Origin of the sequence: Ferruginibacter sp. SUN106 (assembly GCF_050611765.1) — a bacterium.
In the GTDB taxonomy this organism is placed as follows: Bacteria; Bacteroidota; Bacteroidia; order Chitinophagales; family Chitinophagaceae; genus Ferruginibacter.
The window spans coordinates 1,231,467-1,257,041 of sequence record NZ_JBODJC010000001.1; the positions used below are offsets into that span (position 1 = coordinate 1,231,467).

General features: G+C 38.4%; 26 protein-coding genes. 18 read left to right on the forward strand and 8 right to left on the reverse strand.

All coding sequences use genetic code 11. The features are described from left to right. Nucleotides 1-5: 5 nt before the first annotated feature. The 7 genes from ACQ334_RS05030 (at nt 6) to ACQ334_RS05060 (ending at nt 9,188) form a co-directional block, all read left to right on the forward strand. On the forward strand, nt 6-956 hold the full coding sequence (locus tag ACQ334_RS05030; RefSeq protein WP_430987076.1) for an HlyD family secretion protein: 951 nt from the start codon (nt 6-8) through the stop codon (nt 954-956). A gap of 27 nt (nt 957-983) precedes the next feature. Then, entirely contained in the window at nt 984-1,898 is a 915-nt protein-coding gene (locus ACQ334_RS05035) for an ABC transporter ATP-binding protein (protein ID WP_430987077.1), read from the forward strand. 1 nt (nt 1,899) lies between these two features. Next, nucleotides 1,900-2,646: an ABC transporter ATP-binding protein gene (locus tag ACQ334_RS05040; protein ID WP_430987078.1), complete on the forward strand. Its 747-nt coding sequence runs from the start codon at nt 1,900-1,902 to the stop codon at nt 2,644-2,646. Nucleotides 2,647-2,815: 169 nt separating this feature from the next. After that, nucleotides 2,816-3,922, forward strand: a complete 1,107-nt coding sequence (locus tag ACQ334_RS05045) for an ABC transporter permease (RefSeq protein ID WP_430987079.1) — start codon at nt 2,816-2,818, stop codon at nt 3,920-3,922. Next, nucleotides 3,919-5,037 carry an ABC transporter permease gene (locus ACQ334_RS05050; RefSeq protein ID WP_430987080.1) on the forward strand — a complete coding sequence of 373 codons (1,119 nt, stop codon included), beginning with the start codon at nt 3,919-3,921 and terminating at the stop codon, nt 5,035-5,037. The genes ACQ334_RS05045 and ACQ334_RS05050 overlap by 4 nt, the downstream gene beginning before the upstream one ends. Before the next feature lie 47 nt (nt 5,038-5,084). Continuing rightward, complete coding sequence (locus ACQ334_RS05055) at nt 5,085-5,492, forward strand: hypothetical protein (protein WP_430987081.1); 408 nt, start codon at nt 5,085-5,087, stop codon at nt 5,490-5,492. A gap of 261 nt (nt 5,493-5,753) precedes the next feature. Next, nucleotides 5,754-9,188 carry a hypothetical protein gene (locus ACQ334_RS05060; protein WP_430987082.1) on the forward strand — a complete coding sequence of 1,145 codons (3,435 nt, stop codon included), beginning with the start codon at nt 5,754-5,756 and terminating at the stop codon, nt 9,186-9,188. Nucleotides 9,189-9,193: 5 nt separating this feature from the next. Here ACQ334_RS05060 and ACQ334_RS05065 read toward each other — a convergent pair whose 3' ends face one another. Then, the gene (locus tag ACQ334_RS05065; protein WP_430987083.1) at nt 9,194-9,847 is read right to left on the reverse strand and encodes a hypothetical protein; all 654 of its coding nucleotides are present in this window, start codon (nt 9,845-9,847) and stop codon (nt 9,194-9,196) included. 87 nt (nt 9,848-9,934) lie between these two features. On the opposite strand from ACQ334_RS05065, the gene infA reads away from it, so the two are divergent. The 9 genes from infA (at nt 9,935) to aroQ (ending at nt 15,678) form a co-directional block, all read left to right on the forward strand. Beyond that, complete coding sequence (infA, locus tag ACQ334_RS05070; protein ID WP_255154770.1) at nt 9,935-10,153, forward strand: translation initiation factor IF-1; 219 nt, start codon at nt 9,935-9,937, stop codon at nt 10,151-10,153. 95 nt (nt 10,154-10,248) lie between these two features. Beyond that, complete coding sequence (gene ykgO, locus ACQ334_RS05075) at nt 10,249-10,365, forward strand: type B 50S ribosomal protein L36 (RefSeq protein ID WP_255154769.1); 117 nt, start codon at nt 10,249-10,251, stop codon at nt 10,363-10,365. Between the two features lie 97 nt (nt 10,366-10,462). Continuing rightward, complete coding sequence (gene rpsM, locus ACQ334_RS05080; RefSeq protein ID WP_430987084.1) at nt 10,463-10,843, forward strand: 30S ribosomal protein S13; 381 nt, start codon at nt 10,463-10,465, stop codon at nt 10,841-10,843. A 165-nt stretch (nt 10,844-11,008) separates the two neighbouring features. Continuing rightward, the gene (gene rpsK, locus ACQ334_RS05085) at nt 11,009-11,422 is read left to right on the forward strand and encodes a 30S ribosomal protein S11 (protein WP_430987085.1); all 414 of its coding nucleotides are present in this window, start codon (nt 11,009-11,011) and stop codon (nt 11,420-11,422) included. 187 nt (nt 11,423-11,609) lie between these two features. Next, nucleotides 11,610-12,215: a 30S ribosomal protein S4 gene (gene rpsD / locus ACQ334_RS05090; protein ID WP_430987086.1), complete on the forward strand. Its 606-nt coding sequence runs from the start codon at nt 11,610-11,612 to the stop codon at nt 12,213-12,215. Nucleotides 12,216-12,292: 77 nt separating this feature from the next. Next, nucleotides 12,293-13,288: a DNA-directed RNA polymerase subunit alpha gene (locus ACQ334_RS05095; protein ID WP_430987087.1), complete on the forward strand. Its 996-nt coding sequence runs from the start codon at nt 12,293-12,295 to the stop codon at nt 13,286-13,288. Between the two features lie 99 nt (nt 13,289-13,387). Then, nucleotides 13,388-13,918 carry a 50S ribosomal protein L17 gene (gene rplQ / locus ACQ334_RS05100; protein ID WP_430987088.1) on the forward strand — a complete coding sequence of 177 codons (531 nt, stop codon included), beginning with the start codon at nt 13,388-13,390 and terminating at the stop codon, nt 13,916-13,918. Between the two features lie 172 nt (nt 13,919-14,090). Continuing rightward, complete coding sequence (carA, locus tag ACQ334_RS05105) at nt 14,091-15,194, forward strand: glutamine-hydrolyzing carbamoyl-phosphate synthase small subunit (protein WP_430987089.1); 1,104 nt, start codon at nt 14,091-14,093, stop codon at nt 15,192-15,194. Nucleotides 15,195-15,255: 61 nt separating this feature from the next. Beyond that, the gene (gene aroQ, locus ACQ334_RS05110) at nt 15,256-15,678 is read left to right on the forward strand and encodes a type II 3-dehydroquinate dehydratase (RefSeq protein ID WP_430987090.1); all 423 of its coding nucleotides are present in this window, start codon (nt 15,256-15,258) and stop codon (nt 15,676-15,678) included. A 6-nt stretch (nt 15,679-15,684) separates the two neighbouring features. Here aroQ and ACQ334_RS05115 read toward each other — a convergent pair whose 3' ends face one another. The 4 genes from ACQ334_RS05115 to glmS all read right to left on the reverse strand — a co-directional run bounded on the left by ACQ334_RS05115 (nt 15,685) and on the right by glmS (nt 20,909). Continuing rightward, the gene (locus ACQ334_RS05115) at nt 15,685-15,945 is read right to left on the reverse strand and encodes a hypothetical protein (RefSeq protein WP_430987091.1); all 261 of its coding nucleotides are present in this window, start codon (nt 15,943-15,945) and stop codon (nt 15,685-15,687) included. Nucleotides 15,946-16,150: 205 nt separating this feature from the next. After that, entirely contained in the window at nt 16,151-16,780 is a 630-nt protein-coding gene (locus ACQ334_RS05120; RefSeq protein ID WP_430987092.1) for a peptidylprolyl isomerase, read from the reverse strand. 54 nt (nt 16,781-16,834) lie between these two features. Continuing rightward, nucleotides 16,835-18,955 (reverse strand): DUF4954 family protein, encoded by a 2,121-nt coding sequence (locus tag ACQ334_RS05125; RefSeq protein WP_430987093.1) that lies wholly within the window; start codon nt 18,953-18,955, stop codon nt 16,835-16,837. A 118-nt stretch (nt 18,956-19,073) separates the two neighbouring features. After that, entirely contained in the window at nt 19,074-20,909 is a 1,836-nt protein-coding gene (gene glmS / locus ACQ334_RS05130; protein WP_430987094.1) for a glutamine--fructose-6-phosphate transaminase (isomerizing), read from the reverse strand. A 241-nt stretch (nt 20,910-21,150) separates the two neighbouring features. Here glmS and ACQ334_RS05135 point away from each other — a divergent pair, with 241 nt between their 5' ends. Beyond that, the gene (locus ACQ334_RS05135; protein ID WP_430987095.1) at nt 21,151-21,699 is read left to right on the forward strand and encodes a SixA phosphatase family protein; all 549 of its coding nucleotides are present in this window, start codon (nt 21,151-21,153) and stop codon (nt 21,697-21,699) included. On the opposite strand, the gene mgtE is transcribed toward ACQ334_RS05135, so the two are convergent. After that, a complete protein-coding gene (mgtE, locus tag ACQ334_RS05140; RefSeq protein ID WP_430987096.1) occupies nt 21,700-23,091 on the reverse strand; it encodes a magnesium transporter in 1,392 nt (463 codons plus the stop codon). Nucleotides 23,092-23,160: 69 nt separating this feature from the next. On the opposite strand from mgtE, the gene ACQ334_RS05145 reads away from it, so the two are divergent. Continuing rightward, entirely contained in the window at nt 23,161-23,544 is a 384-nt protein-coding gene (locus tag ACQ334_RS05145) for an SET domain-containing protein-lysine N-methyltransferase (protein ID WP_430987097.1), read from the forward strand. A 2-nt stretch (nt 23,545-23,546) separates the two neighbouring features. Here the strand turns inward: ACQ334_RS05145 and ACQ334_RS05150 are convergent, their stop codons facing one another. Together ACQ334_RS05150 and ACQ334_RS05155 are read right to left on the reverse strand one after the other, a co-directional pair. Continuing rightward, complete coding sequence (locus ACQ334_RS05150; protein WP_430987098.1) at nt 23,547-24,590, reverse strand: agmatine deiminase family protein; 1,044 nt, start codon at nt 24,588-24,590, stop codon at nt 23,547-23,549. A gap of 90 nt (nt 24,591-24,680) precedes the next feature. Continuing rightward, nucleotides 24,681-25,556 (reverse strand): carbon-nitrogen hydrolase, encoded by an 876-nt coding sequence (locus ACQ334_RS05155; RefSeq protein ID WP_430987099.1) that lies wholly within the window; start codon nt 25,554-25,556, stop codon nt 24,681-24,683. Nucleotides 25,557-25,575 lie beyond the last annotated feature (19 nt).

The window sequence follows — 25,575 nt, forward strand, 5'->3', positions numbered from 1 at the left end:
TTTTTATGAAGAAAGTAAATTTTATAACAGCCATTTTTTTATTACTTGCTATTGCAGGCTGCAAAAACGCAGCAAGTAATGCTGATGCAACAGGAACCTTTGAAGCAGATGAAGTGATCGTTTCATCTGAGCTCCCCGGAAAATTGATTTCTTTTAATGTACAGGAAGGCATGCAGCTATCAAAAGACAGTGTTGTAGGAATTGTAGATGCAAAAAATATTTCGCTGCAGCAGGAGCAGGTGGAAGCAAGTATTAAAGCATTGAATGAAAAAACAGCCAATGTGCAGCCACAGGTTGAGTTACTGCAAAATCAATTGGCAGTACAGCAATCGCAGCTGAGTAATTTATTGCATGAAAAAACAAGGATTGAAAATTTAATAAAAGCAGATGCTGCTACGGGTAAGCAATTAGACGATATGAATGCACAGATTGATGTGGCCCGCAAACAGTTGAGCGTTACGCAACAGCAGATCAATGTACAACGCAATAATATTGCTACACAAAACCGCAGTATTTTAAGTGAGGCCGATCCGTTGAAAAAAAGGGTAGCACAATTACAGGACCAGGCACAAAGAGCCAATATTATTAATCCGGTTAGCGGTACCGTAATTACAAAATATGCAGAACAGGGTGAGATCACTGCATCAGGAAAAGCATTGTACAAGATCGCTGATCTCTCTTCATTGAATTTAAGAGCTTATATCTCAGGTATACAATTACCACAGGTAAAACTGGGGCAAACAGTTAAAGTACTGATTGATGACGGTGAAAAAAAATCTAAAGAATACAGCGGTACAATTACATGGATAGCTGATAAAGCAGAATTCACGCCAAAAACTATTCAGACAAAAGAGGAGAGGGCCAACCTTGTTTATGCTGTAAAAATAAAAGTGAAGAATGACGGCTTTTTAAAAATAGGTATGTATGGCGAAGTGTTATTGGCTGCTGCAAAATAAAGTTTATAAAGCTTGTAAATAAATAGAATGCCTTCAGTTACGGTTGAACATATTGTTAAGACTTACGGTAAGAAAAAAGAACTGACCGCATTGAATAATATTTCATTTAATGTGGAGCAGGGAGAACTGTTTGGTATCATCGGTCCCGATGGAGCAGGTAAAACCTCTTTATTCAGAATACTAACTACTTTATTGCTGGCTGATAGCGGCACGGCAACTGTAGATGGTTTTGATGTGGTGAAAGATTATAAGGCAATACGCAAACGTGTAGGTTATATGCCGGGTAAATTTTCTTTGTACCCGGATTTATCTGTAGAAGAAAATCTGAACTTCTTCGCAACTATTTTTAATACCAGCATCCGGGAAAACTATGATCTCATCAAAGATATCTATATACAAATAGAACCCTTCAAAACGAGGAAAGCAGGAAAACTTTCGGGTGGTATGAAACAAAAACTGGCATTAAGTTGTGCATTGATACACCGGCCATCGGTATTGTTTTTAGATGAACCTACAACTGGTGTAGATGCAGTCTCCCGAAAAGAATTCTGGGAAATGCTGAAAGGATTAAAACAACAAGGCATCACTATCCTGGTGTCAACACCTTATATGGATGAAGCTAAATTGTGTAATAGAGTAGCCTTATTGCAAAATGGCAATGTGCTTTCCATTAATACGCCGGAAGGTATTGTAAATAATTTTTCTAATCCGTTGTGGGCTGTTAAAGCTTCTTCCATGCTTCATTTATTAAACGAATTGAAAACTACTGATTTTGTAAAAGATGTGTATCCTTTCGGGGAGTATCATCATGTGGTGATGAAAAGTGAATCAGGAAAACAAGCACTGGAAAATTTTATTCAGCAAAGGCCAGACGAAAATATCATGCTGCATGAAACAAAGCCTGATATTGAAGATTGTTTTATTGCTTTAATGAAAAATTAAAATGAGTAACAACAAAGTCATAACTGCTGATCAACTCACCAAACGCTTTGGCGATTTTATTGCTGTAGATCATATCAGTTTTGAAGTGAACAAAGGGGAGATATTTGGTTTTCTTGGTGCTAACGGAGCAGGCAAAACAACAGCGATGCGGATGCTGTGCGGCTTATCGCTTCCATCATCTGGCGAAGCAACAGTTGCAGGATTAGATGTGTATAAACACAATGAGAAAATTAAAAAAAGTATCGGCTACATGAGTCAGAAATTTTCTTTGTATGATGACTTAACAGTAAAAGAAAACATGCGGTTCTATGGTGGCATCTACGGAAAGACAGATGCGTTCATTAAAAACAAAACGGCTTTCATTTTAGATCAGCTGCATTTAGAAAAGGAAGCGAATGTGCTGGTAAGGTCTTTGCCATTGGGTTGGAAACAAAAACTTGCTTTTTCAGTAGCTATTTTTCATGAACCTGAAATTGTTTTTTTAGACGAACCAACTGGAGGGGTCGATCCGGTTACCAGGAGGGAATTCTGGAATATGATTTACCAGGCATCAGAACAAGGCATTACCATTTTTGTTACCACACATTATATGGATGAAGCAGAATATTGCAACAGGGTAAGTATTATGGTAGACGGGAAAATAGAAGCGCTGGATACACCATCGCAACTTAAAATAATTCATGGCGCAGCATCAATGGATGAAGTGTTTTTAAAATTAGCAAGAAAAGCTACGAGAAGTGACGGGTAAAGAGTAATAATAGTATCACGGAGATACACAAAGAAAGGCACAGAGTTACGCTGAGTCTAAAATATTTGCTTTGTGTAGCTCTGAGTTTTTACTCTGTGAAACTTTGTGTTATTAAATGCTCGCTGTTTAATTGTAATGGATTTTAAGGGTGATACATAAAAATTAAATTTTGAAACAATTTTTCGCATTTGTAAAAAAAGAATTCTTCCATATCTGGCGGGATAAACGTACCATGTTTATACTGTTGGGTATGCCGGTAGTGCAGATCGTTATTTTTGGATTTGCTTTAACCAATGAAGTGAAAAATGCAAAAATTGCGGTGCTTGATAATTCAAAAGATGCTGCTACAACTTCTTTGATTGCACAGTTTAGCGCCAGCCGTTATTTTGAGATAGAAAAGAATCTGACGAACTATAACCAGGTAGAAGCAGAATTTAAAAAGGGAACTATCAAACTGGCTATTATTCTGCCTCCGCATTTTGATGAAGACCTGCAGCATTTAAATAAAGCACAAGTGCAAATAATTGCAGATGCATCTGATCCTAATGTAGCCAATACATTAACAAGTTATGCGGCAGCAGTAATCATCGATTATCAAAACCGCATCACTAATAACCGCAAACTTCCTTATACCATCAATACCGAAATGCGGATGTTGTATAATCCCCAATTGAAAGGTGCTTTCAATTTTGTGCCAGGTGTTATGGCAATGGTGTTGCTATTGGTATGTACTATGATGACGGCCATCACCATTGTAAAAGAAAAAGAAATGGGCACCATGGAAATTATGCTGGTGTCACCCATGCGGCCTCAGATAGTGGTGCTGGCAAAGGCAGTTCCGTATTTATTATTATCCATGGTAAATATCACCACCATTTTATTACTCAGTGTATTTGTGTTAGAAGTACCAATAAACGGCAGCATATTTTTGCTGGCGTTCGAAAGTATTTTATTTACACTGGTATCATTGTCATTGGGATTGTTGATCTCTGCAGGGGTTGATTCGCAGCAGTCAGCCATGTTCATTTCTTTAATTGCTTTGTTTTTACCAACGGTTATGCTAAGTGGTTTTATGTTCCCTATTGAAAATATGCCCTTGCCTTTGCGTACCGTTTCCAATATTGTTCCTGCAAAATGGTATTACATCATTGTAAAATCGGTAATGATAAAAGGCCTTGGTTTAAAAGCCATCTGGAAAGAAACATTAATTCTTACAGGGATGATGATCTTTTTATTAACGATGGCAATTAAGAAGTTTAAAATCCGCCTGGCATGAGAACAATACAATTTTTATTGCAAAAAGAATTCAGGCAGATCTTCAGGGACCCGGCAATCCTTCGGTTGATCCTTATTATGCCGATTATTCAATTGATCATTTTACCCTGGGCAGCAGACTATGAAATAAAAAATATCAAACTGGCTGTGGTAGACCAGGATCATTCTGAATATTCACGCCAGTTAATTAATAAAATTATTGCGTCAGGATATTTTAACCTGGCATCCTACACTTCTTCTTACGACGAATCTTTAAAGCAGATAGAATTAGATAAAGCAGACCTTGTGTTGCAGATCCCGGGTCATTTTGAAAAAGATTTAGTAAAAGAAAATGAGGCCAGGTTATTTATGGCGATGAATGCCATCAACGGCGTTAAAGCAAGTTTAGGCGGGGCCTATTTAAGAACTATCATACAGGATTATAATAAAACGGTACGAACTGAATGGATACAATTTCCAAGGTTCAGTCCGGAAACGCAGATTGAGATCACTTCATCCAACTGGTATAACCCGTTGATGAATTACAAATATTTTATGGTGCCCGGTATATTGGTGATCTTATTAACGATGGTAGGCACTAATCTTACAGCCATCAATATTGTAAAAGAAAAAGAGATTGGTACTATTGAACAGATCAATGTTACACCGATAAAAAAATATCATTTTATATTAGGTAAATTAATCCCTTTCTGGCTGTTAGGATTTGTGGTGCTTACGATCGGTCTTACTATAGCAAGATTGTTTTATGGTATTGTGCCGGCAGGTAGTTTTGTAACTATCTATATTTTTGCTGCGGTGTATTTGCTGGCAGTTCTGGGATTAGGTTTGCTGGTATCAACTTATTCTTCCAACCAGCAACAAGCTATGCTGCTATCTTTTTTCATCATGATGATCTTTATTTTGCTCGGTGGCTTATACACTTCCATTGATAGTATGCCCGAATGGGCCAAATGGATCACCCGTTTCAACCCCGTTTCTTATTTTATTGAAGTGATGCGGATGGTGGTTTTAAAAGGCAGTTCACTGGCAGATATAAAGTATCATTTGCTTAAAATGTTTGGCTTTGCTGTTTTCTTTAATAGCTGGGCTGTGTTAAGCTATCGTAAACGCACTTGATTTTTGTGAAATTTTTCTTATATTCGGATAAATAAAAACGATTTGCTATGATAAAATTTAATGAAATTAAAGTTGGCGATTACCTTATCGCAGATAATGATGGCGACAAAAAACAGGGCGAAGTAACTGACCTCAACCACAGCGAAAAACAAGTTTGTGTTAACACCGGCGCACAGGATTTTTGGTACGAAACAGAACAACTGAGTGCCATTCCTTTAGACGAAGCTCAGTTGGAAAAACTCAGGTTTCACAAACATGATAATGAAGATGGTACAGTAAAGTATATGAAAGGAGCCTTTAGAATGATGTTACCTGCAAAAGGAGATTTTTCAAAACTGGAGATATGGTATCGTGACGAAAGAAGGCATATCGTTCAGCCCATCTCTTTGCACCAACTGCAAAATCATTTTTATGATATGACTAAAGTGCATTTGAACGACGAAACATTTGATTAAAAAATATATTGCATGTGATAGAAGCTGCCATTATTGGCAGCTTTTTTAATTTTATAACTAGTGGTAAATCTACTAGTAAAAACACTTCTCTATCAGCAGCATTTGTCAGTGAAACTACCGTATTTGCAGCTGTTTTTTTTACATCTTGTTATGTAGTTTATCTATAAAAATCATCTTTTTTTACTTACAGAAGCATAATTGTTTTTTTTGTACAATAAGCAAAAAACTACAACGTTCACCTGTTGTACCAAATCCTACTGAATGAATAAACTATACTTAACGGTACTTTGCTTTTTACTATTAATTACTGCTTTACTTCTTCCTAAAAATACACTTTCACAAAACTGTAGTACATTAACGGCAACGTACGTAACAACCGAATCAAGATGCGCCGCTACCGGTACAGTGCAGATTAATGCTGCTGGCGGATCGGGCACTTATCAATACAAAGCTTCTGGGCCTGTATTGACCAATTATACCTCCAGCAACCTGATTACAGGGTTATCTGCAGGCAGGTATTTAATAACTGTAAAAGATGTGGTTACCAATTGTGTGTACGACCAGGATAGTGTTACCATTGATGGGGATTATGTAGCACCTAATTTTACAATGATATCCACTGATGTAACCTGCATTAATGGAAGCGATGGTACAATAACGGTAACCAGCCAGACTTATGGCCGTGCGCCATTTTCTTATAAAATAATTGCACCTTCTGCTTCGGGTGTTGGTACCATAAGTACTGCCGGTATTTTTACCGGATTAACAAGCGGCAGTTATCTTATTCAACTGAGCGATTCCTGCGGGGCATTACAAACCCGTAATGTTACTATTTTAAATTACGATTGGTGGATCAATAATTATACAGTTACCAAAATCGGATGTGATAGTATTTCTGTTATCATTAATTTAAAAGACAGCAGGGGAAATGTTACACCCAATGCAGTCTTTAATGGATTTTTATACGGAGCATCAATTACTCCCGGCGATACCACCTGGTTTTCCAACAATACATTTAAATATTATATCGCCAATAAACATACGGTTCAATTGTTTGTAAAAGATAAATGTGGCAATATTAAGTCGGTAGTATGGAAAGACACAGCCGTACCTAAGGTTGATGCTGCTGTATTGATCAATAACAAGGCTTGCTCTACTTTTACCGCTACTGTAACCGGGCAATTAAATTTAACTAATCCGGAATATTGTATTTACGACAGCCTGCATACATTAATTGCCTGTAATACAACCGGCGTTTTTAATTTGCTGCCATATGGATCTTATTGTATTGCTATAAAAGATAATTGCTACGACACCACCATCACGAGATGCTTTACAGTAAACAAACCTGTTCCTTTTGTAGATGCCAATGTAAAAATTACTACCACCTGCAAAGGCTTTACTGTAACCATTACAGGACAAACGAATCTTAACGATCCATATTATTGTTTGTACGATTCCGGTAATGTTTTAATAACCTGCGATTCCACAGGTATTTTTACCGATTTGCCATTTGGGAAATATTGCATCAGGATATTTAATAACCCTGCATGTTTTGATACAACCATCATAAGATGCTTTACAGTAACAAGGCCAATTCCCTATGTAGGCCCCAATGTTACGATAACTAATTTAACATGCTTAACCTTTACCGTTGTTGTTGGGGATACTTCCCATTTAAATAATCCCCAATTTTGCTTGTATACCGCAGCGCATGTTTTAATCATCTGTAATTCAACTGGTATTTTTGATAATCTGCCTTATGGTACATATTGTATTGATGTGATCAATAACCCCAGTTGCTATGATACTACAATAACCCGTTGTTTTACGGTGGTACGGCCAAAGCCTTCAGTAGCCGCAAGTGTTTCCATTAGCAACAAAACCTGTACAGATTTTACCGCCACAATAACGGGACAGGTAAATATCAGCAAGCCACAGTACTGCATATACGATAATATGAACGTGTTGTTGAGCTGCAACACCACCGGCGTATTTACAAACTTGCCTTTTGGTAATTATTGTATAAAAATTCAAAATAACCCGGCATGCTATGACACTATTATTACCCGTTGCTTTACGGTATTGCCCACTCCGGCAAGTATTAGTTTGTCAGCAAAAAAATCCTGCCTGATACTGGGCACTACCGAAATAAAAGTAACCATAAACTCAGGTATACCTGCTTATACGCTCTCTTTGTATGCGCCAACAGGCGTATTGATGCAAGCGGTAACCACAAGCAGCAGCAGTTATACTTTTGTAAATATCCCCGGCTTATTGCTACCCTTGAAGTATAAAGTGGTGATAAGGGATCAATGTGGAAGTACAGACTCCGTTTATATAGCACCAAGCATTAGTATAGCAACCAGGGCAGTAACAGTTACGCCTAAGTGTCCATCTGGTATATGGCCTAATGGCTCAGCTGATATTTTAGTAAGTATTACCAGCAATCTGGGTGGTAATATTACACCTAAGATCATTAAAAAAGATGGTGTTCCTGTTTTAGTTAATGCATCATCCTCTTCTGGCTATAATTATACTTTCCTCAATCTTGGTCCCGGTGTTTATGTCTTTGAAATATACATTGAAAATTGCGCTAAATATGTAAACGACACGGCAGTGGTAAAGCCCTACATTTTCCCGGTGCTGTCAGGTACCAATGCTTACCAGTGCGATAATAACAGCTTTAATGTAAGCGTGAAAGTTACTGGTGGAGTAGGCCCATATACGTACGAAATTATCGGCAGCGTTCCTGCTTCTCCAAGCATTATTACATTACCACAGGCAAGCCCGGTTTTCTCCATCAGTAACGGAACTGTTTATTCATTGATAAGATTAAGAGTGGTTGATGGTTGTGGTAATGCCAGTTTGTATGACGTGAGTGTGTTACCGCTGGCAAATTTTCTGGTGTTTGCTGATACCATCGAATGTTTTAATCATGCCTTAACATTAAGGGTGGATTCGATTGCCAATGCAGTGTACACCTGGTATAAAAGAGTAGTACCTAACGATAGTGTGATTGTGGGTACAGGCCCGAGTTTATATTTCCCCAGTCTTTCATTATCTGATACCGGCAGGTATTTTTGCAAGATTGTGGTTAATAACGGATGCCTGACAAAGTATGCCAATTATGTGTTAACCGGTTTTTGCGGATTTGTTTTACCAATAGGAGATATTACACTCAGCGGTATAAAACTGCCCGATGGTAATCGTTTGTACTGGGATGTTAAGCACACTGATAGTAAAGAATATCAATTAGAAAAAAGTATAAATAACAATACAGATTTTAAAACGATCAGCACCTTCAATAATACAACAGGGTTATCCAATACCTTTATTGATAAAGATCCTTTAACTGCCAATAACTATTACCGGCTGAAACTGGTTACTCAGAATAACCGCATTAAGTACAGCAATATTGTTTTAATAAAGAATACTAAAATCGATGTTAGTATTTATCCCAACCCGGTAGAAAGTAAATTGCTGATCACAATCAGAAGTGCAGAAGCAAAAAATTACCTGGTGGAAATTAAAACGATGGTGGGACAAAATATAATGTCGGCAATTTATACAGATGTTCAAAACAGGGTTATTGAATATCCTAGAAATGCAACAATGGGCAGTGGCGTCTATATCTTAACCGTAACTGATCTGTCAACTAAAGAAAAGCAAACCTGTAAAGTGATGTATAAATAAAGTGCTTATTGAATCAGGATAGTATTCTGATCTACATTAACAGTTAATAAGGGAACACTTACTTTGTACTTGCTTTCAATTAAGCCGGCTTTGGGGGCATAGTAAGATTGTATGTCGGAAGTTACTGAGCCCGGGGGTAATCCGGTAACCGCAATGGTGGTGGTGATGTGGATAACACCAGTATAGGCAACAGCATTTACGGTTCTGCTGACTCCTTTTTCAGTAATAGTATTGGTTAATGTAACAGGTACAGTGCCCAATCCGGGTACGGGTACATTTACCGGAAGGCTCCATGAAGCGCCAACAGCTGCATTATCTTTTAAATAAATACTTTCCACTGTAAGATTGCCGAGGGCAGCGCCCAGGCTCCTGAAAGTATAATAATCGTTGCCGGTAATATTATAATATTCGTTGGGGGTACCATTACTATTGGTAAAAACATGGTACACTTTACTTCCAATGGTACTATCCCGGTTGGTGGAAGTTACCGTATTGATTGTTACTGAGGCAGTTAGATTATTTGTAAGTTGGTATTTCGAGGCAGTTCCGGCGGTAAGGTCCATGTATTTTGGCGCTTCTTCCGGAGTTGTTGCGTCACTTTTTTTACATGAAATTCCGGCAATTGACAGCGCTAAAAGGGCTAAAAAAGTCTTCTTCATGGGGAAAAATAGTTGATTTGTTGGTAAATATCGCAATTTTGTTGATAAATATTAAATATATCTTCTTATCTTTGCGCTCCCAAAATTATGGCTAAACAGGCACTTATTAAACAAGACGGAACAATAGTTGAAGCATTAAGTAATGCTATGTTCAAGGTAAAGTTAGAAAATGGCCACGAAATTTTAGCAACGATTTCGGGTAAGATGCGTATGCACTACATCCGTATTTTACCTGGGGATAAAGTAGGGGTGGAAATGAGCCCTTATGATTTAACAAGAGGAAGAATAATTTTCCGATATAAATAAAAACGTCAGGCGTGAACCGTCAGGCGTGAGCAGGAGGAGCCCCGGTTCTTCAACTCACGACTCACCACTCACTACTTACGACAAAAAACAACATCATGAAAGTAAGAGCATCAATTAAAAAACGCAGCGCTGATTGCAAGATTGTGAGAAGGAAAGGAAGGCTGTATGTGATCAACAAAAAGAATCCTCGTTTTAAACAAAAGCAAGGATAAGAACTGATTGTAGATTGCAGATTGTTGATTTCAGATTTGAAATACAAAATGCACCTACTAAATCTGAAATCTAAAATCTCAAATCAAAAAATAGAATATGGCTCGTATTGCCGGTATAGATTTACCAAAAAGTAAAAGAGGCGAAATAGGACTTACCTACATTTATGGTATTGGCCGTTCAACTGCCCAGTATATTTTAACTAAAGCAGGTATCGACCTGAGTAAGAAAGTTAACCAGTGGAATGATGATGAGCAAACTGCCATCCGTAATATCATTGCCGGTGAATTTAAAACTGAAGGTGCTTTACGTAGTGAAACACAGATGAACATTAAGCGTTTGCTTGATATCGCCTGCTACCGTGGTTTACGTCATCGTAAAGGTTTGCCATTACGTGGTCAGCGTACACGTACCAACAGCCGTACAAGAAAAGGTAAACGTAAGACAGTTGCCGGCAAGAAGAAAGTAGCTAAGAAGTAATTCGATAATTTGATAATGTGCTGATTTTATAATTAGCGCATTATCTTTTTACATTGACTTAACATTTGAATAAAAACCGGATCGCTTATAAGTCAGCAGGAGGTTCAGTTCAGTCCGCCGGAAGGAGGATTTATTTTTTTAAGATTACCTAATTTAAAATTATTTATGGCAAAAGCACAGGGCGGTAAAGCTCAAGGCGCAAAAGCAGCTGCAAAGAAAAGAGTAGTAAAAGTGGATAGCCACGGAGACGCTCACATTGTAGCAAGTTTCAACAACATTATCATCAGTTTAACCAATAAGCAAGGCCAGGTTATTTCATGGTCAAGCGCTGGTAAAATGGGCTTCAGAGGTTCTAAAAAGAATACTCCTTATGCAGCTCAGATGGCTGGTGCAGATGCAGCAAAAACTGCAGTTGATGCTGGTTTAAAAAGAGTTGACGTTTATGTTAAAGGACCAGGTAGTGGCCGTGAAGGTGCTATCCGCTCTTTATCTCAGAATGGTATTGAAGTAGCAATGATAAAAGATGTTACACCTTTACCACACAACGGATGTCGTCCTCCTAAGAAGAGAAGAGTATAATTCGATTTGTTGATTTTAGATTTACGATTTCAGATTTTGAGGTACTCAAAAGATCAAAAACTGGTTGAACTTAAGAAAATCTAAAATCGGCAATCCGAAATTTAAAATATTTATTAACTGGGTGCATTATTCATTTTAAAAGGTCTTTATAATGATGCACCGACACTAAAAGACCAGTACTACAATTATGGCACGTTATACAGGCCCCAAAACAAAAATCTCAAGAATTTTTGGTGAACCTATTACCGGTAATGGTAAATGGTTAACAAAGAACAGCAACCCTCCGGGTATGCATGGCGCAACACGTAAGCGCAAAACTTTAGGCGAATACGCTTTACAGTTAAGGGAAAAACAAAAAGCAAAATACACTTATGGTTTGCTGGAAAAACAATTCCGCAAAACATTTGATGAAGCTGCCCGCCGTAAAGGTGTTACCGGTGAAAACCTGATCAAATTACTGGAAGCCCGTTTGGATAACACCGTTTTCCGCATGGGTATTGCACCAAGCCGCCAGGGCGCACGCCAGTTGGTATCTCACAAACACATCACTGTAAATGGAGAAGTGCTGAACGTACCTTCTTACAGCTGCAAACCAGGTGATGTGATTGGTTTAAAAAATAAAAGCGCTGCTAATGTTGCTATTACTGGCAACCTGCGTGGTAAAAATGCTAAGTTCAACTGGTTAGACTGGAGCGAAGCTGATACCAAAGGAACTTTTATTGCTTATCCTGAAAGAGAAAGCGTTCCTGAAAATATTAAGGAGCAGTTGATTGTGGAATTGTATTCTAAATAAGAATTGCATGTATGAACACGCCTGCGGCGTGTTCTGCCCCTTTAATCAATCATTAAATAACAATTAATAATTTAAATATGGGAATTTTAAATTTTGTTAAACCTGATAAGATCGTTCTTCAAAAAGCAACTGAATTTGAAGCCAACTTCGAATTCCGTCCGCTGGAACCTGGTTATGGTGTAACTATTGGTAATGCTTTACGCAGGGTTTTATTAAACTCTCTGGAAGGCTACGCCATCATCGGTATAAACATTTCTGGTGCCGACCACGAGTTTGCAACCATTAAAGGTGTTACTGAAGATGTAACTGAAGTTATATTGAACCTTAAACAAGTTCGTATTAAAAGAAAGGTAGATCAGGATATTAACGTGGAAAAAGTTACCCTTTCAATAAAAAATAAATCAGAATTTACTGCTGCAATGATTGGTGAAGCTTCACCTTCTTTTGAAGTAATGAATCCTGAATTGCTGATCTGTACTATGGACAGCAGTGCAAAACTGGATATCGAGATCACTATTGGTAAAGGCCGTGGTTATGTACCAGCTGAAGAAAATAAAGAAAAAAGTTCTCACTTCGGTTATATTCCTGTAGATGCTATTTACACTCCTATTAAGAATGTAAAATACACTATCGAAAATACCCGTGTTGAACAACGTACCGATTTTGAAAAGCTGATCATGGAAGTTATTACCGATGGTACTATTCATCCTGAAGAAGCTGTAAAACAAGCCAGCCGTATCTTAATTCAGCATCTGATGATCATCACTGATGAAAATATCACTTTTGATACTAAAGAAGATAAGAAAGAAGACCTGGTTGACGAACAAACTTTGCAATTACGCAAAATGTTGAAAACACCATTGGAAGACCTGGATCTTTCAGTACGTGCCTTCAACTGTTTGAAAGCAGCTAAGATCAATTCTTTAAGCGAACTGGTACAGTACGAACAGGAAGACCTGATGAAATTCAGAAACTTTGGCCAGAAATCTTTAAGCGAAATTGAACAGGTATTGCACGAAAGAGGTTTAAGCTTTGGAATGGACCTGAGCAAATTAAAATTAGACGACGAATAAATTTCTTAACAGCTATTGGTTATAAAGCCAATAGCTTTTTTTATAACCAGTACTTCACAAATCCTGACACGGTGTGAAGGAAATTAAAATTAAAATGTCATGCGTCACGGAGACAAAAACAACAACCTCAGCAGAACAGCTTCTCACAGAAAAGCGTTATTGATGAACTTAGGTTGCCAGCTGATCACTTACAAAAGGATCACTACTACATTGGCTAAAGCAAAAGCTTTGCGTACTTACATCGAGCCATTGATCACCAAAACAAAAAACACAGCCAGCAAAGAAGCGATCATGCACAATCACCGTATTGTGTTCAGTTACTTAAACGATAAAGCTGCTGTAAAAGAATTGTTTACTGTTGTTGCACCAAAAGTTGCTGCACGCCCGGGTGGATACACACGTATCATCAAGTTAGGTGCAAGAGCCGGTGATAATGCAGAAATTGCAATGATTGAATTGGTTGACTTTAACGAAATTTACGGTAAAGGTGTTAAAGCTGCTGCTGAACCTGCTAAAAAAACACGTAGGGCCGGTGGTGCTAAAAAGAAAGCAACTGAAGAAGCTGCTGCAGATACCACTGCAACTGCTGAAACTCCTGCTGCTGATACTGCAACCGAAGAAAAAGCATAAATTGAAACCAACTGTTTATATTAAAAGCTCTGATAGTATTATCGGAGCTTTTTTTTAAGTTTTTTTAGGCGTCAGACGGTTCAAAACCGTCAAGACGCCTGAAAAAACAATGTGAAAAATTTTATTTGTTCATTACGCAATTGAATTAGTTTCTTTGCAAAACTTTTGATTAATGTCTAACACCTCCTCCAGGCCTGCAATTTTAGTTTTAGAAGACGGCAATGTTTTTTATGGTAAAGCATTTGGTAAAATTGGTACCTCTACAGGCGAAGTTTGTTTTAATACCGGCATGACGGGTTACCAGGAAGTATTCACTGACCCCAGTTATTATGGACAGGTACTGATCATGAACAGTGTTCATATCGGTAACTATGGTGTAAAAGCCGGCGATGTGGAAAGCGATGGCGTAAAAGTAAAAGCAGTTATCGGCCGCAACCTGGAAGAAAAGTACAGCCGTTTTATGGCTGATGTTTCTTTGCAGGAATATTTTGAAGCACAACAGATTGTTGCTATTGATGGTATTGATACAAGAGCTTTAGTAGCTCATATACGCACACAGGGCGCCATGAATTGTATTATTTCATCTGAAGTACTGGATGTAGCAGCATTGAAAGCAGCGTTAAAGGAAGTGCCTTCTATGGACGGATTGGAACTGGCTTCGGTAGTGAGTACCACAGAAGAATATTTTTTAGGTGATGAAACAAGTGCATTGCGTATTGCGGTATTGGATTTTGGTATCAAGAAAAATATACTGAACTGCCTGGTGGAAAGAGGGGCTTATGTGAAAGTGCATCCTGCAAAAACTTCTTTTGAAAAATTAGAAGCCTTTAAACCGGTGGGCTATTTTATCAGTAACGGCCCGGGCGATCCTGCACCAATGGATTATGCAGTTAAAACAGTGAAGCAGATATTGGCGGCAAATAAACCTTTATTCGGTATTTGCCTTGGCCACCAATTGCTGGCACTGGCAAATGATATTCCTACTTTTAAAATGCATCATGGCCACCGTGGTTTAAATCACCCGGTAAAAAATATTATCAGCGGCAGAAGTGAGATCACTACACAAAATCATGGTTTTGGTGTTGACCCGAATGCAGTACGTGCTAATGCCAATGTGGAGATAACACATGTGAACCTGAATGATGACAGCATTGAAGGTATCAGGCTTAAAGATAAACCCGCCTTCTCTGTACAATATCATCCTGAAGCCACACCGGGCCCACACGACAGCAGGTATTTATTTGACGATTTTATAAATCTTATAAACACGAATTAAGGGAATTACACGTATCTGTTTTTAATTAGTGTAACTCGTTTTAATTGGTGAAATTAACAGTATGAAAATAGCGATCATCAACGGACCAAATTTGAACCTGCTCGGTACGAGGGAAGTGGATATTTACGGAGGCGAATCTTTCGATAATTTTTTAAAGAGCATGCATGATAAGTATGCCAACCTTGAAATATCCTATTTTCAAAGTAATGTGGAAGGAGAGTTGATTAATGAAATACAAAGAGTAGGCTTTAGTTCAGAAGGAATTATTTTTAACCCTGGCGGATATACGCATACTTCTGTTGCTATTGGCGATGCTATTGCTGCTGTACTAACACCGGTTATTGAGGTACATATCTCTAATATTTTTGGCAGGGAAGAATTCAGGAAGATATCGCATGTTTCAGCAAAAGCAAAAGGTGTTATAAGCGGATTAGGATTGAAGGGATATGAATTAGCTGTGGAATGGTTTTTAGATAAGAAATAATAAAATCTACCGGTACGAACTTCTGAGGAAATAAAACAACGCAAACGCAATTACAAAAAGTACTACCGAATAAATAATTATAGCAGTGGTATTAGATTTTCTCGTCTTGCTATTGTAACGGTAACCGCAACTTTCACATTTAGTATGGTGAAACATTTTAGGGCCGAGTAAGCCACCCCACCAGGTATATCTTACCGGTGATACAGATTCACTGCCACATTTAGGGCAACCATTATCATTGTTGAATTCCTGTAACTGATCGGTCATAAAATATTTTTATGAGAATAAAAATATACAATGAATATTAGTTTTCATAGCCCGGATATTTAACCGCTGTGATTAACCCATGGTCGGTGTCTTCACCGACCATATAACAGAGCATCAATTTAAGGTTGATCTATTATTTGTCTTCCGCGGCTGGTGTCTTCACCGACCACAATAAAAAACTGTAGCAAATAAAAATAATTGATGCTTACAAAATCACCCTCAGCATTAAAGCATAACCCACATCCTTTTTAGGATTATCTGCAATTTTTACAATATGCAAACCTGCCGGGGTCCATACGGTAAACAATTCCCCTTTTTTATGAGCGGCAATTGCTTCATCTAACTGAGGCAACATTACACCACGTACAAACCAGCCCAGGTCACCGCCCTTTGTTTTAGAAACAGGGTCAGCACTGTAGGTACTTGCCATAGAAGCAAATGTGGCCCTGCCCGATTTTATTTTTTCCATAATGGTATCTGCCAGTGAGGTAGCAAAACGCTGGCTGTAAGTAGACGTATCCAATACAATATGTGTAACGTGGTAAAATGTATTGGGGGCTTTGTATAAAATTTTTACTAAAATATTTTCGCCTTTAAAAGGGCCGTAGGTTTTGCCTACTTTGCCTTTGTAAGCAAGGCTGTCGGCTTTGCCCATAAAAGCATTGGTAGTAACTACCGCAACCGTATCAATAAAATATTTTTTCTTCAATACAAATTTTACAAAGCCGATGGGGTTAGTAGTGGTATCTAATACTTTTTTTATCTGGGCCACAGTCTGGCTTTTAGCCGCAAATAAAATACCTGTAAATAGTAAACTGAAAAGAAATTTTTTCACATTAAAAAGTTGAGTGGCAAAGATAGGGAATGATGGGGTTTAAGCAGAGTAGGGTTATGCTAATTTCATTTTCCTCACCACTGATTTCACCAGCTTCTTCATTTCATCCAGTTCGCCCAACTGATGTTGTATAAAACTATTGTCTTCTAACCTGCCCACTACATTATTCATCTCTTCATTGGTATCGTATACCATCTTTTTAAAAGGATTACCATAGTCTTTAGCCCTGCTATCGTAAATGCCTTTGCACATCCACTCTTTGGTAACTAATGCCTGTTGCAGTAATTGCTTAAATAGTGCAGGTGTAAATTGTTTGGGTGTGATATGCAATATTTCCAACAGAGAAGTATAGGCATGATTTAATTTATCATTGATATAAGCAACGCCTTGCTGACGATAAAAATCATGTAGTTGATCCCAGCTTTTTACTTTGCCTGATTTTATATTGCGCTTTACTGTTTCAATGGCAGTTTTTTGTATCAGCTGCCCGCCAATATTCAGCCATTGGCTGCGTTCTATTTTTGCAGAGAGGGATTTTTTAAATGCATCGAAGTCGGCAAATTTATTTTGCTGCAGGTGCAATAATAATTCCATCACACCATAATGCTGAATCAATTCTTTGTACAACAAAACAGCCTGGGGTATTTTTAAAACTTTGGTTTTACGATGCGTATTTTCCCAACCGGTTATTTCAGCATTGCCTTCTGCATCAGGTTGTAAACTGTCTAATATTTTTAAGCCATCAAATATTTCATTCACCGTATCAGGAGCCAGGTAATCGTATTCTATATGCTGTATTTTTTCTGTTCTCCTGTCACGGTCAACGTACTTGTGTGCATTGCGTGCCAGCGCATACATATTGTACATAAACCAGTAGGCAGGCATTACCTGTAAAGTATCATTGGCTACATCATTACTGATCAAACTAAAAGGAACAGGAATATTCAGTTCTGCAGGAAAGTCTCCTTTAGCAATTATACTAAAGGATGCAAATTTTGAATTGTGTTTTAAGCTTACACATAGCCCGGGCCAAAAACCACGACCGGCAATGATTTCGCCATCTGCTGCACGGCTGTTATGATTGCTGCCAATAGTAGCACCGGCAGCCATATTACTTTGTCCCATTACTACAGCCGCACATAAAAATGAATTGTTATGATGCTGCTCGTGTGCAGGAAAAATTAATGAATTCAATACTTCGCAACAGGAAATAGTGGAGTTGTTGCCAAGGAAAGAATTGATCAGCCTGGCGCCATATTTTAATTGCGAATGAGAAGACATTACAAAACGTACGGCTTTAGCACCATAAAATATTCTGCAACCATAACCCACAATACCATTTACAATTTCGCAACCCTCACCTATTTGAGAGGTTCTGTTTTCGTCACTGTTAACCGTAAGGTTTTTTAATTTATTAGCGCCTTTAAAATAAGCATCGCTGCCCACCAGTACATCTTTTATGATCTTACAATTTTTGATCACTGTTCTGTCGCCGATCTTACCGTAATGCCCATGCTGTTTATCAAAAATATTTTCTGTAAACTCTTTAAATTTATTTAATAGTGCTTCATCATCCCTGTACTTGCTCCATAACCAGGCATCGCCTGCAAGCATGCCATCGAAAGGTAATACACTGCGGCCACCATTTTCATTACATAACTCCAGCCATACTCTTACCCTTTCGAGCTCACCCTCTTTTAAAATGCCGTTACCAAATTTTGCTTTATCCGTTGTAGCCAGTTCGTTTACGTTGGCAATCATTACTTCATTGCCAATAATATAATGACTAAGATAATTCACGTTGTCTACACAAACATTATCGCCAAAATCGCAACTGATAATAGTGCTGTTGTATAAGCCCACCGGCATTCTTAAATTATGAAATTCCAGGTATAGCGATTCCAGTTTACCAATTCTTACCAGGCCAAAAAACTTACAGTTTTTTACCAGTTCAGCATTAAAAGAAGAAGAAACGAGAATATTATTCCAGTCATCAGAAGTATTGCGGTTGCGTACTAAAATTTCAATTTCCTGGGCAATAAGTTTCCGGTAACTGATACCATTACTGTTTTGTTCATTGCGTAAATAGTATTCGTCTTTACCTTTTGGAATAAACTGCGGGGCTACAAAATTATAGCCAAGATTATTAACCGGGTGTTTTTGGATGATGTTCATGAAAGCAATGAATAGTTAATAATGAATAATTAATAATGTGCCCAGCTTGCTACGCTATTCTAAAAAAGAATTAACAGGTTTAAGGCATTATTCATTATCCATTAAACCATTATTCATTTTATTCGACCGTTACACTTTTCGCTAAATTCCTCGGCTTATCTACATCCACACCTTTGGCAATACCCACATAATAGCTCAGCAATTGTAAAGGAATAGTACTTAACATCGGTGCAATAATTTCATCGGCAGGCGGTACATAAAAAACATCATCAGCAAGGCCCGGAATTACTTCATCGCCTTCTGTTATCACTGCAATGATCTTTCCTTTACGGGCTTTTATCTCCTGCATATTGCTCACAATTTTTTCGTGGTAGCTATCTTTTGTTGCTACAAAAACAACGGGCAGGTTTTCATCTACCAATGCAATCGGGCCATGTTTCATTTCTGCAGCAGGGTAGCCTTCGGCATGTATGTAAGAAATTTCTTTAAGCTTTAATGCACCTTCCAACGCAATAGGGAAATTATACCCACGGCCAAGGAATAGTGCATCGCCGGCAGTTTTATATTTTTCAGCAATAGCTTTTATCAGGTCGGCGCTTTTTAATAATGCTTCCACTTTTTCAGGAACCGCATCCAGTTCTAATAACAATCCTTTATACCTGTCTTGTGTGATGGTGCCTTTTTCAATAGCAATTTTCAGTGCCATCATCATGATCACCGCAAGCTGGCCGGTAAATGCTTTGGTAGAAGCTACCCCGATTTCAGGCCCTGCATGCGTGTAAGCGCCACCGTCACTGATCCTTGCGATGGACGAACCTACCGCATTTACAATGCCAAAAATGATAGCGCCATTTTCTTTGGCCCTTTCAATGGCTACTAAAGTATCGGCAGTTTCTCCACTCTGGCTGATGGCAATAATGATATCACCTTTGTTGATGATGGGATTACGGTAACGGAATTCGCTGGCGTATTCTACTTCTACCGGGATGCGGCATAACTCTTCAATCACATATTCAGCTAACAAGCCGGCATGCCAGCTGGTACCGCAGGCAACAATAATAATGCGGCTGGCATTTTTAAAATGTTCAATATTATTCATTACGCCGCTCATAGTAATAGTACCTGCAGTGGCATCTAATCTTCCTCGTAAACAATCATGAATGGTAGCAGGTTGTTCAAAAATTTCTTTCAGCATAAAGTGGTCGTAGCCGCCTTTTTCAATGGCTGCCAGTTCCATATCCAGCTTGGTAATAAACGGAGTTATTTTTTCATTACCTAAATTTTTAAGTATCAGTTCATCGGGCCGTACAATGGCCAGTTCGTAATCGTTTACATACACCACTTCTTTGGTATACTCCAGCATCGGGCTGGCATCACTGCCTAAAAAATGTTCTCCCTTGCCAACACCAATTACCAAAGGGCTGCCTTTTCTTGCGGCAATAATGGTTTCGGGATCATCCTGGTCTATTAATAAAATACAATAAGCACCGGTAATTCTTTTTAGTGCTACTCTCACGGCTTCTTCCAGTGTACAATGATTATGGGTCTTGATGTCTTCAATAAAATTCAGCAATACTTCGGTATCGGTATCGCTTGTAAAATTGTATCCTTTGTTAGAGAGTTCTTTTTTTATCTGGGCATAGTTTTCAATAATGCCATTGTGGATCATGGCCAGTTTACCACTGGCGCTGGTATGCGGATGGGCATTCCTGTCGCTTGGTTCGCCATGCGTTGCCCAACGGGTGTGCCCGATGCCTATATGCGAATGCAGGCCTTTACCAATAATGCTTTCTTCCAGTTCGGCCACACGGCCTTTCTTTTTATATACTTTAAGGCCGCCATTTAAAAGCGCCACGCCGGTACTGTCGTAACCCCGATACTCCAGGCGTTTTAAACCAGTTATAATTATCGGATATGCCTCACGTGGGCCGGTGTAACCTACAATTCCACACATAAATTTGGGGGTTTAATTTTTTTGTTCCCGGCTTTAATAAGGCTGAACTATTCTGTAGCATCTCCAAAGTTGTTCTTCAGAAACGCTGTTTAAGCATGTACACATTGTTCAGCTTTTATTACAGCGTATAGGGTTTTAAATATTCTGCAAAATAACAAATTTGTACCATTAACCATGCTTAGTATTAAGCTATTACAGGTATTATAATTAATTCGCTTATTTTACAGAATAATCGTTTTATATGAAAAATTTGCTCATTACTGGTTTGCTGTTGTTTATTCAGGTTTTCCTGTTTGCGCAGGTACCCGAAGGGTTATCGAAAAAAAACAAAATATACCTGGTAAGGCATGCCGAAAAAAAATCCGGGAGCGACCCCGTTTTAACCGAAGAGGGTAATACAAGAGCCGGTGCTCTATTGCAGGTGTTGAAAGGTAAAAAAATACACCATATCTATGTTACCCAGTTTAAACGTACGCAAATGACAGGGGATAGCTTACGGTTACAAATGGGTATTGATACGATACAATACAAAGCCGATACCACAGGGCAAGACCTGTACAAAATGATACTGGCTAATAATGAAGCTGGCAAAAGCCTGCTCATCATCGGGCACAGCAATACCGTACCTAAGCTGATTAAAAAATTAGGGGTTATCAATTTCGACGCAAAAGATATTCCCGATAACGAGTTTGATAACCTGTACCTGATCACTTATAAAAAAGGAAAAGCGGTGGTAAAAAAGATGAAGTACGGAGCAGCTTCTGCAGCCTCGGCAACAATGAAGCAATGATTATAACAGGATGCCCTGTAAAAATAAATAGGCTACAGAAAAATAAATAACAAGGCCAGTAACATCAACTAAGGTAGCAACAAAAGGTGCAGATGATACTGCAGGATCGCCTTTTAAACGTTTAATGATGATAGGCAGCATTGAACCGCTTAAAGTACCCCACAATACAACGCCTAACAATGCAAAGCCCACGGTAAATGCTACCCTTATTTCATAGTTGCCATAAATGCCCGGCGCAATTCTGGCCCATACCAGTACTCTTAAAAAACCAATCAGGCCCAACACCGAGCCAAGCATTAAACCTTGTATCAATTCTCTTCTGATAACCCGCCACCAATTGGCTACTGTAATTTCGCCAATAGCCATTGCCTGTATTATTAATGTAGATGCCTGCGAACCTGTATTGCCTCCGGAAGAAATAATAAGCGGAATGAATAATGCCAGCACTACAAATTTTTGTATCTCCCCTTCAAAATGCGACATTGCTGTGGCTGTTAACATTTCTCCTAAAAATAAAACTACCAGCCACCCAATCCTTTTTTTAAATAATTTAAATAAAGGCATTTCCAAATACGGCTCATCCAAAGCCTGCGTACCCCCGATCTTTTGCATATCCTCACTGTATTCTTCTTCTGCCACCCACAGCACATCATCAATAGTTACAATACCCAATAGTTTATTGCTTTTACTTACCACCGGCAATGCCACACGGTTATTCATCCTGAAAATTTCACTGGCAATTTCCTGGTCGTCCTCTGCATGAAGTGATATATACCGGCCATCCATCAGGTCACTTACCTTTTTTTCCGGCGTAGCCATGATAAAATCTTTTATCCTGATATCATCCAGCAATTCACCTTTATCATTCAATACATATAATACATCAATGGTTTCGCTGCTTTTAGCAAAACGGCGTATGGTATTAAATACATCTTCTATAGTATCGTTTTCGTAAACGTATACATAATCAGGTGTCATTAATCTTCCTACACTGTTTTCAGGATAACCTAAGAGGGACAGCGTTATTTTTATTTCTTCAGGATTAAGTGTTTTTACCAATTCTCTTACTACATTACTGGGCAGTTCACTTAAAAATGAAGTACGGTCATCGGGCGGCAATTCATTTAAAAGTTCAGCAGTTTTAAATGGTGGCAGATCGTGTATTATTCTTTTTTGGGTGGGAAGTTCCAGTATTTTAAAAACACTTACCGCCCGGTGAATAGCCAGGTGAGACATGATCTGGCTTTCAAAGTCTTCGTTGGTATAGATCAGGTCGGCCACATCGCTGATGTTCTGGTGATTCAGAAAATCCTGTATCAGCAGTTTATCTTCAGAAGCAATTGCCTCTTCAAATTTTTGTTGCAATGATATTTCTTCCAACTCTAACGCCATCGGTACTTTGTTGTTATTTTCGCAGTAATAATAGCTGCAATTTACTTGATTTAATCTTAACCTGATGTTATGCTTCAACCATATTTATATTTAGATAAAACAGCAAAAGCGGGCAGGGGTGTTTTTACCAGTGAAACAATTCCGGCAGATACAATCATTGAAATTTCACCTGTGGTGGTAATGAGTAAAGAAGACCGTGTGCATTTAGACAAGACCAAATTATACGACTATATTTTTGAGTGGGGAGAGGAGAAAGATAAATGCTGCATGGCCCTGGGTTATATTCCTATGTACAACCATAACTATAAAAGCAACTGCCAGTATTTTATGGATTTTGAAGAAGAAATAATTTTTATAAAAACAGTTGCCGATATTGAAGCCGGTGCCGAACTCACCATTAATTATAATTGTGAATGGGATGATGATACAAAAGTTTGGTTTGAAACAACATGATCTTATACAGCCGGCTCCTGCTGACTCATGCAATGGAAACTGCCAAGGCCCCAGATAATTTCTGTTGAATCAATACCTACTACTTTTCTTCCAGGGAAACAGCTCTGAATAATTTGCAACGCTTTATCATCCTTAGCACAATTAAATATGGGAACTATCACTGCATGATTGGCAATATAGAAATTGGCATAGGATGCAGGCAGACGTTGCTCATCATAAATCACTTCATCAGGCATTGGTAATTCCACAATATTTAATTGCTTGCCATTAAGTAAACGCATTTGTTGTAATTGCTGCAGGTTATCCTGTAACAATTGATAGTTCTCATCCTGTTTATTTTCTTCTACCACGGTCAGTACTGTATCTTCATTGGTAAAACGTACGGTATCATCAATATGCCCATCAGTATCGTCACCCACAATACCATCGTTTACCCAAAGTATTTGTTCGGCGCCATAATAATCGTACAAATATTTTTCTATCTGCTCCTGGTTTAAATGCGGATTACGATTAGGATTTAATAAACAGGCAGTGGAAGTCATAATAGTTCCTTTGCCATTAAATTCTACCGAGCCTCCTTCCATTACAATTTTAGGATAGAAAACAGGTATGTTGTAATGTTTACCAATCAAGGTCGGGATCACATCATCTAAATCGTAAGGCGGATATTTATTGCCCCAGGCATTATAATCCCAGTCTACAATTACTTTTTTATTTTCCGTTGCATTGGGGTTGATTAAAAATGCAGGGCCATGATCACGGCACCAGGCATCGTTGGTGGGATGTAAAAAAAACTCCACTTTAGAAAGGTCCACACCGGCATTTTGTAAATGGCCCAATGCAAAATTTTTCATGGCCCCATCATTTACATTGATGCAAACTTTTTGCCCCAGTGTAAGTTCTTTTACAAACTGGCTATAGAAAGGATAGATCGTATTTATTTTTCCCGGCCATGATGCTTCTTTATGCGGCCAGCTCAACCATGTGGCTGCTTGCGGTGCAAATTCTGCAGGGAAGTAATAACCTAATTCTTTTGGAGTACTCATAAGTTGATAGTTGAAAGTTGATAGTTGATAGTTGCTATGAATGTTTTGCTTCTAAAACTTTCAACTTTTAACTATCAATTTTTAACTTGTTTATCCTTCGTCAATATATCTTTTTGTTATCGGCTGATAAGAATCAATTCTTCTGTCACGCAAAAAAGGCCAGTGTGTTCTGTAACGATCGGTTTGATTGGTATCTATTTCAATTACTTTTATTTCTTCTTCATCATGCGAAGCCTTGTATAATACAGAACCAAAAGGATTAGATACAAATGAACCGCCCCAGAATTTCATGGCGCCATCCTGTTCCAATCCTACACGGTTTACACTTACCACATGCACACCATTGGCAACAGCATGACTGCGTTGTATGGTTTGCCATGCATTGTATTGTTCGGTGTTGGTGGCTTCATCCTGCGAAGTGGCCCAGCCAATTGCAGTGGGGTAAAATAAAATTTCTGCACCCATCAGTGAAGTAATTCTTGCAGCTTCAGGATACCATTGATCCCAACAAATTAATACACCTATAGTTGCAAATTTTGTTTTAAAAACTTTATAGCCCAGATCACCGGGAGTAAAATAAAATTTCTCGTAATAAGCCGGGTCATCAGGGATATGCATTTTGCGGTACTTGCCTAAGTAAGTACCGTCTGCATCTAAAACGGCAGTTGTGTTATGGTACAAACCTTCTGCTCTTTTTTCAAATAGAGAGGCGATGATCACTACACCCAGTTCTTTTGCCAATGTACTTAAAGTATCTGTTACAGGGCCGGGGATGGCTTCTGCCAGTTTAAAATTTTCATAGTCTTCCACATCGCAGAAATACAGCGACGTAAACAATTCCTGCAAACAAACTATTTGAGCACCAGCCGCTGCGGCTTTTTTTATTTTTTCAATTGCTTTGCTTACGTTCTGTTGTTTATCTGCAAAACAACTCATTTGCACCAACGCTGTTTTTACTTTAGCCATAGATCATTTTTTAAGAGGT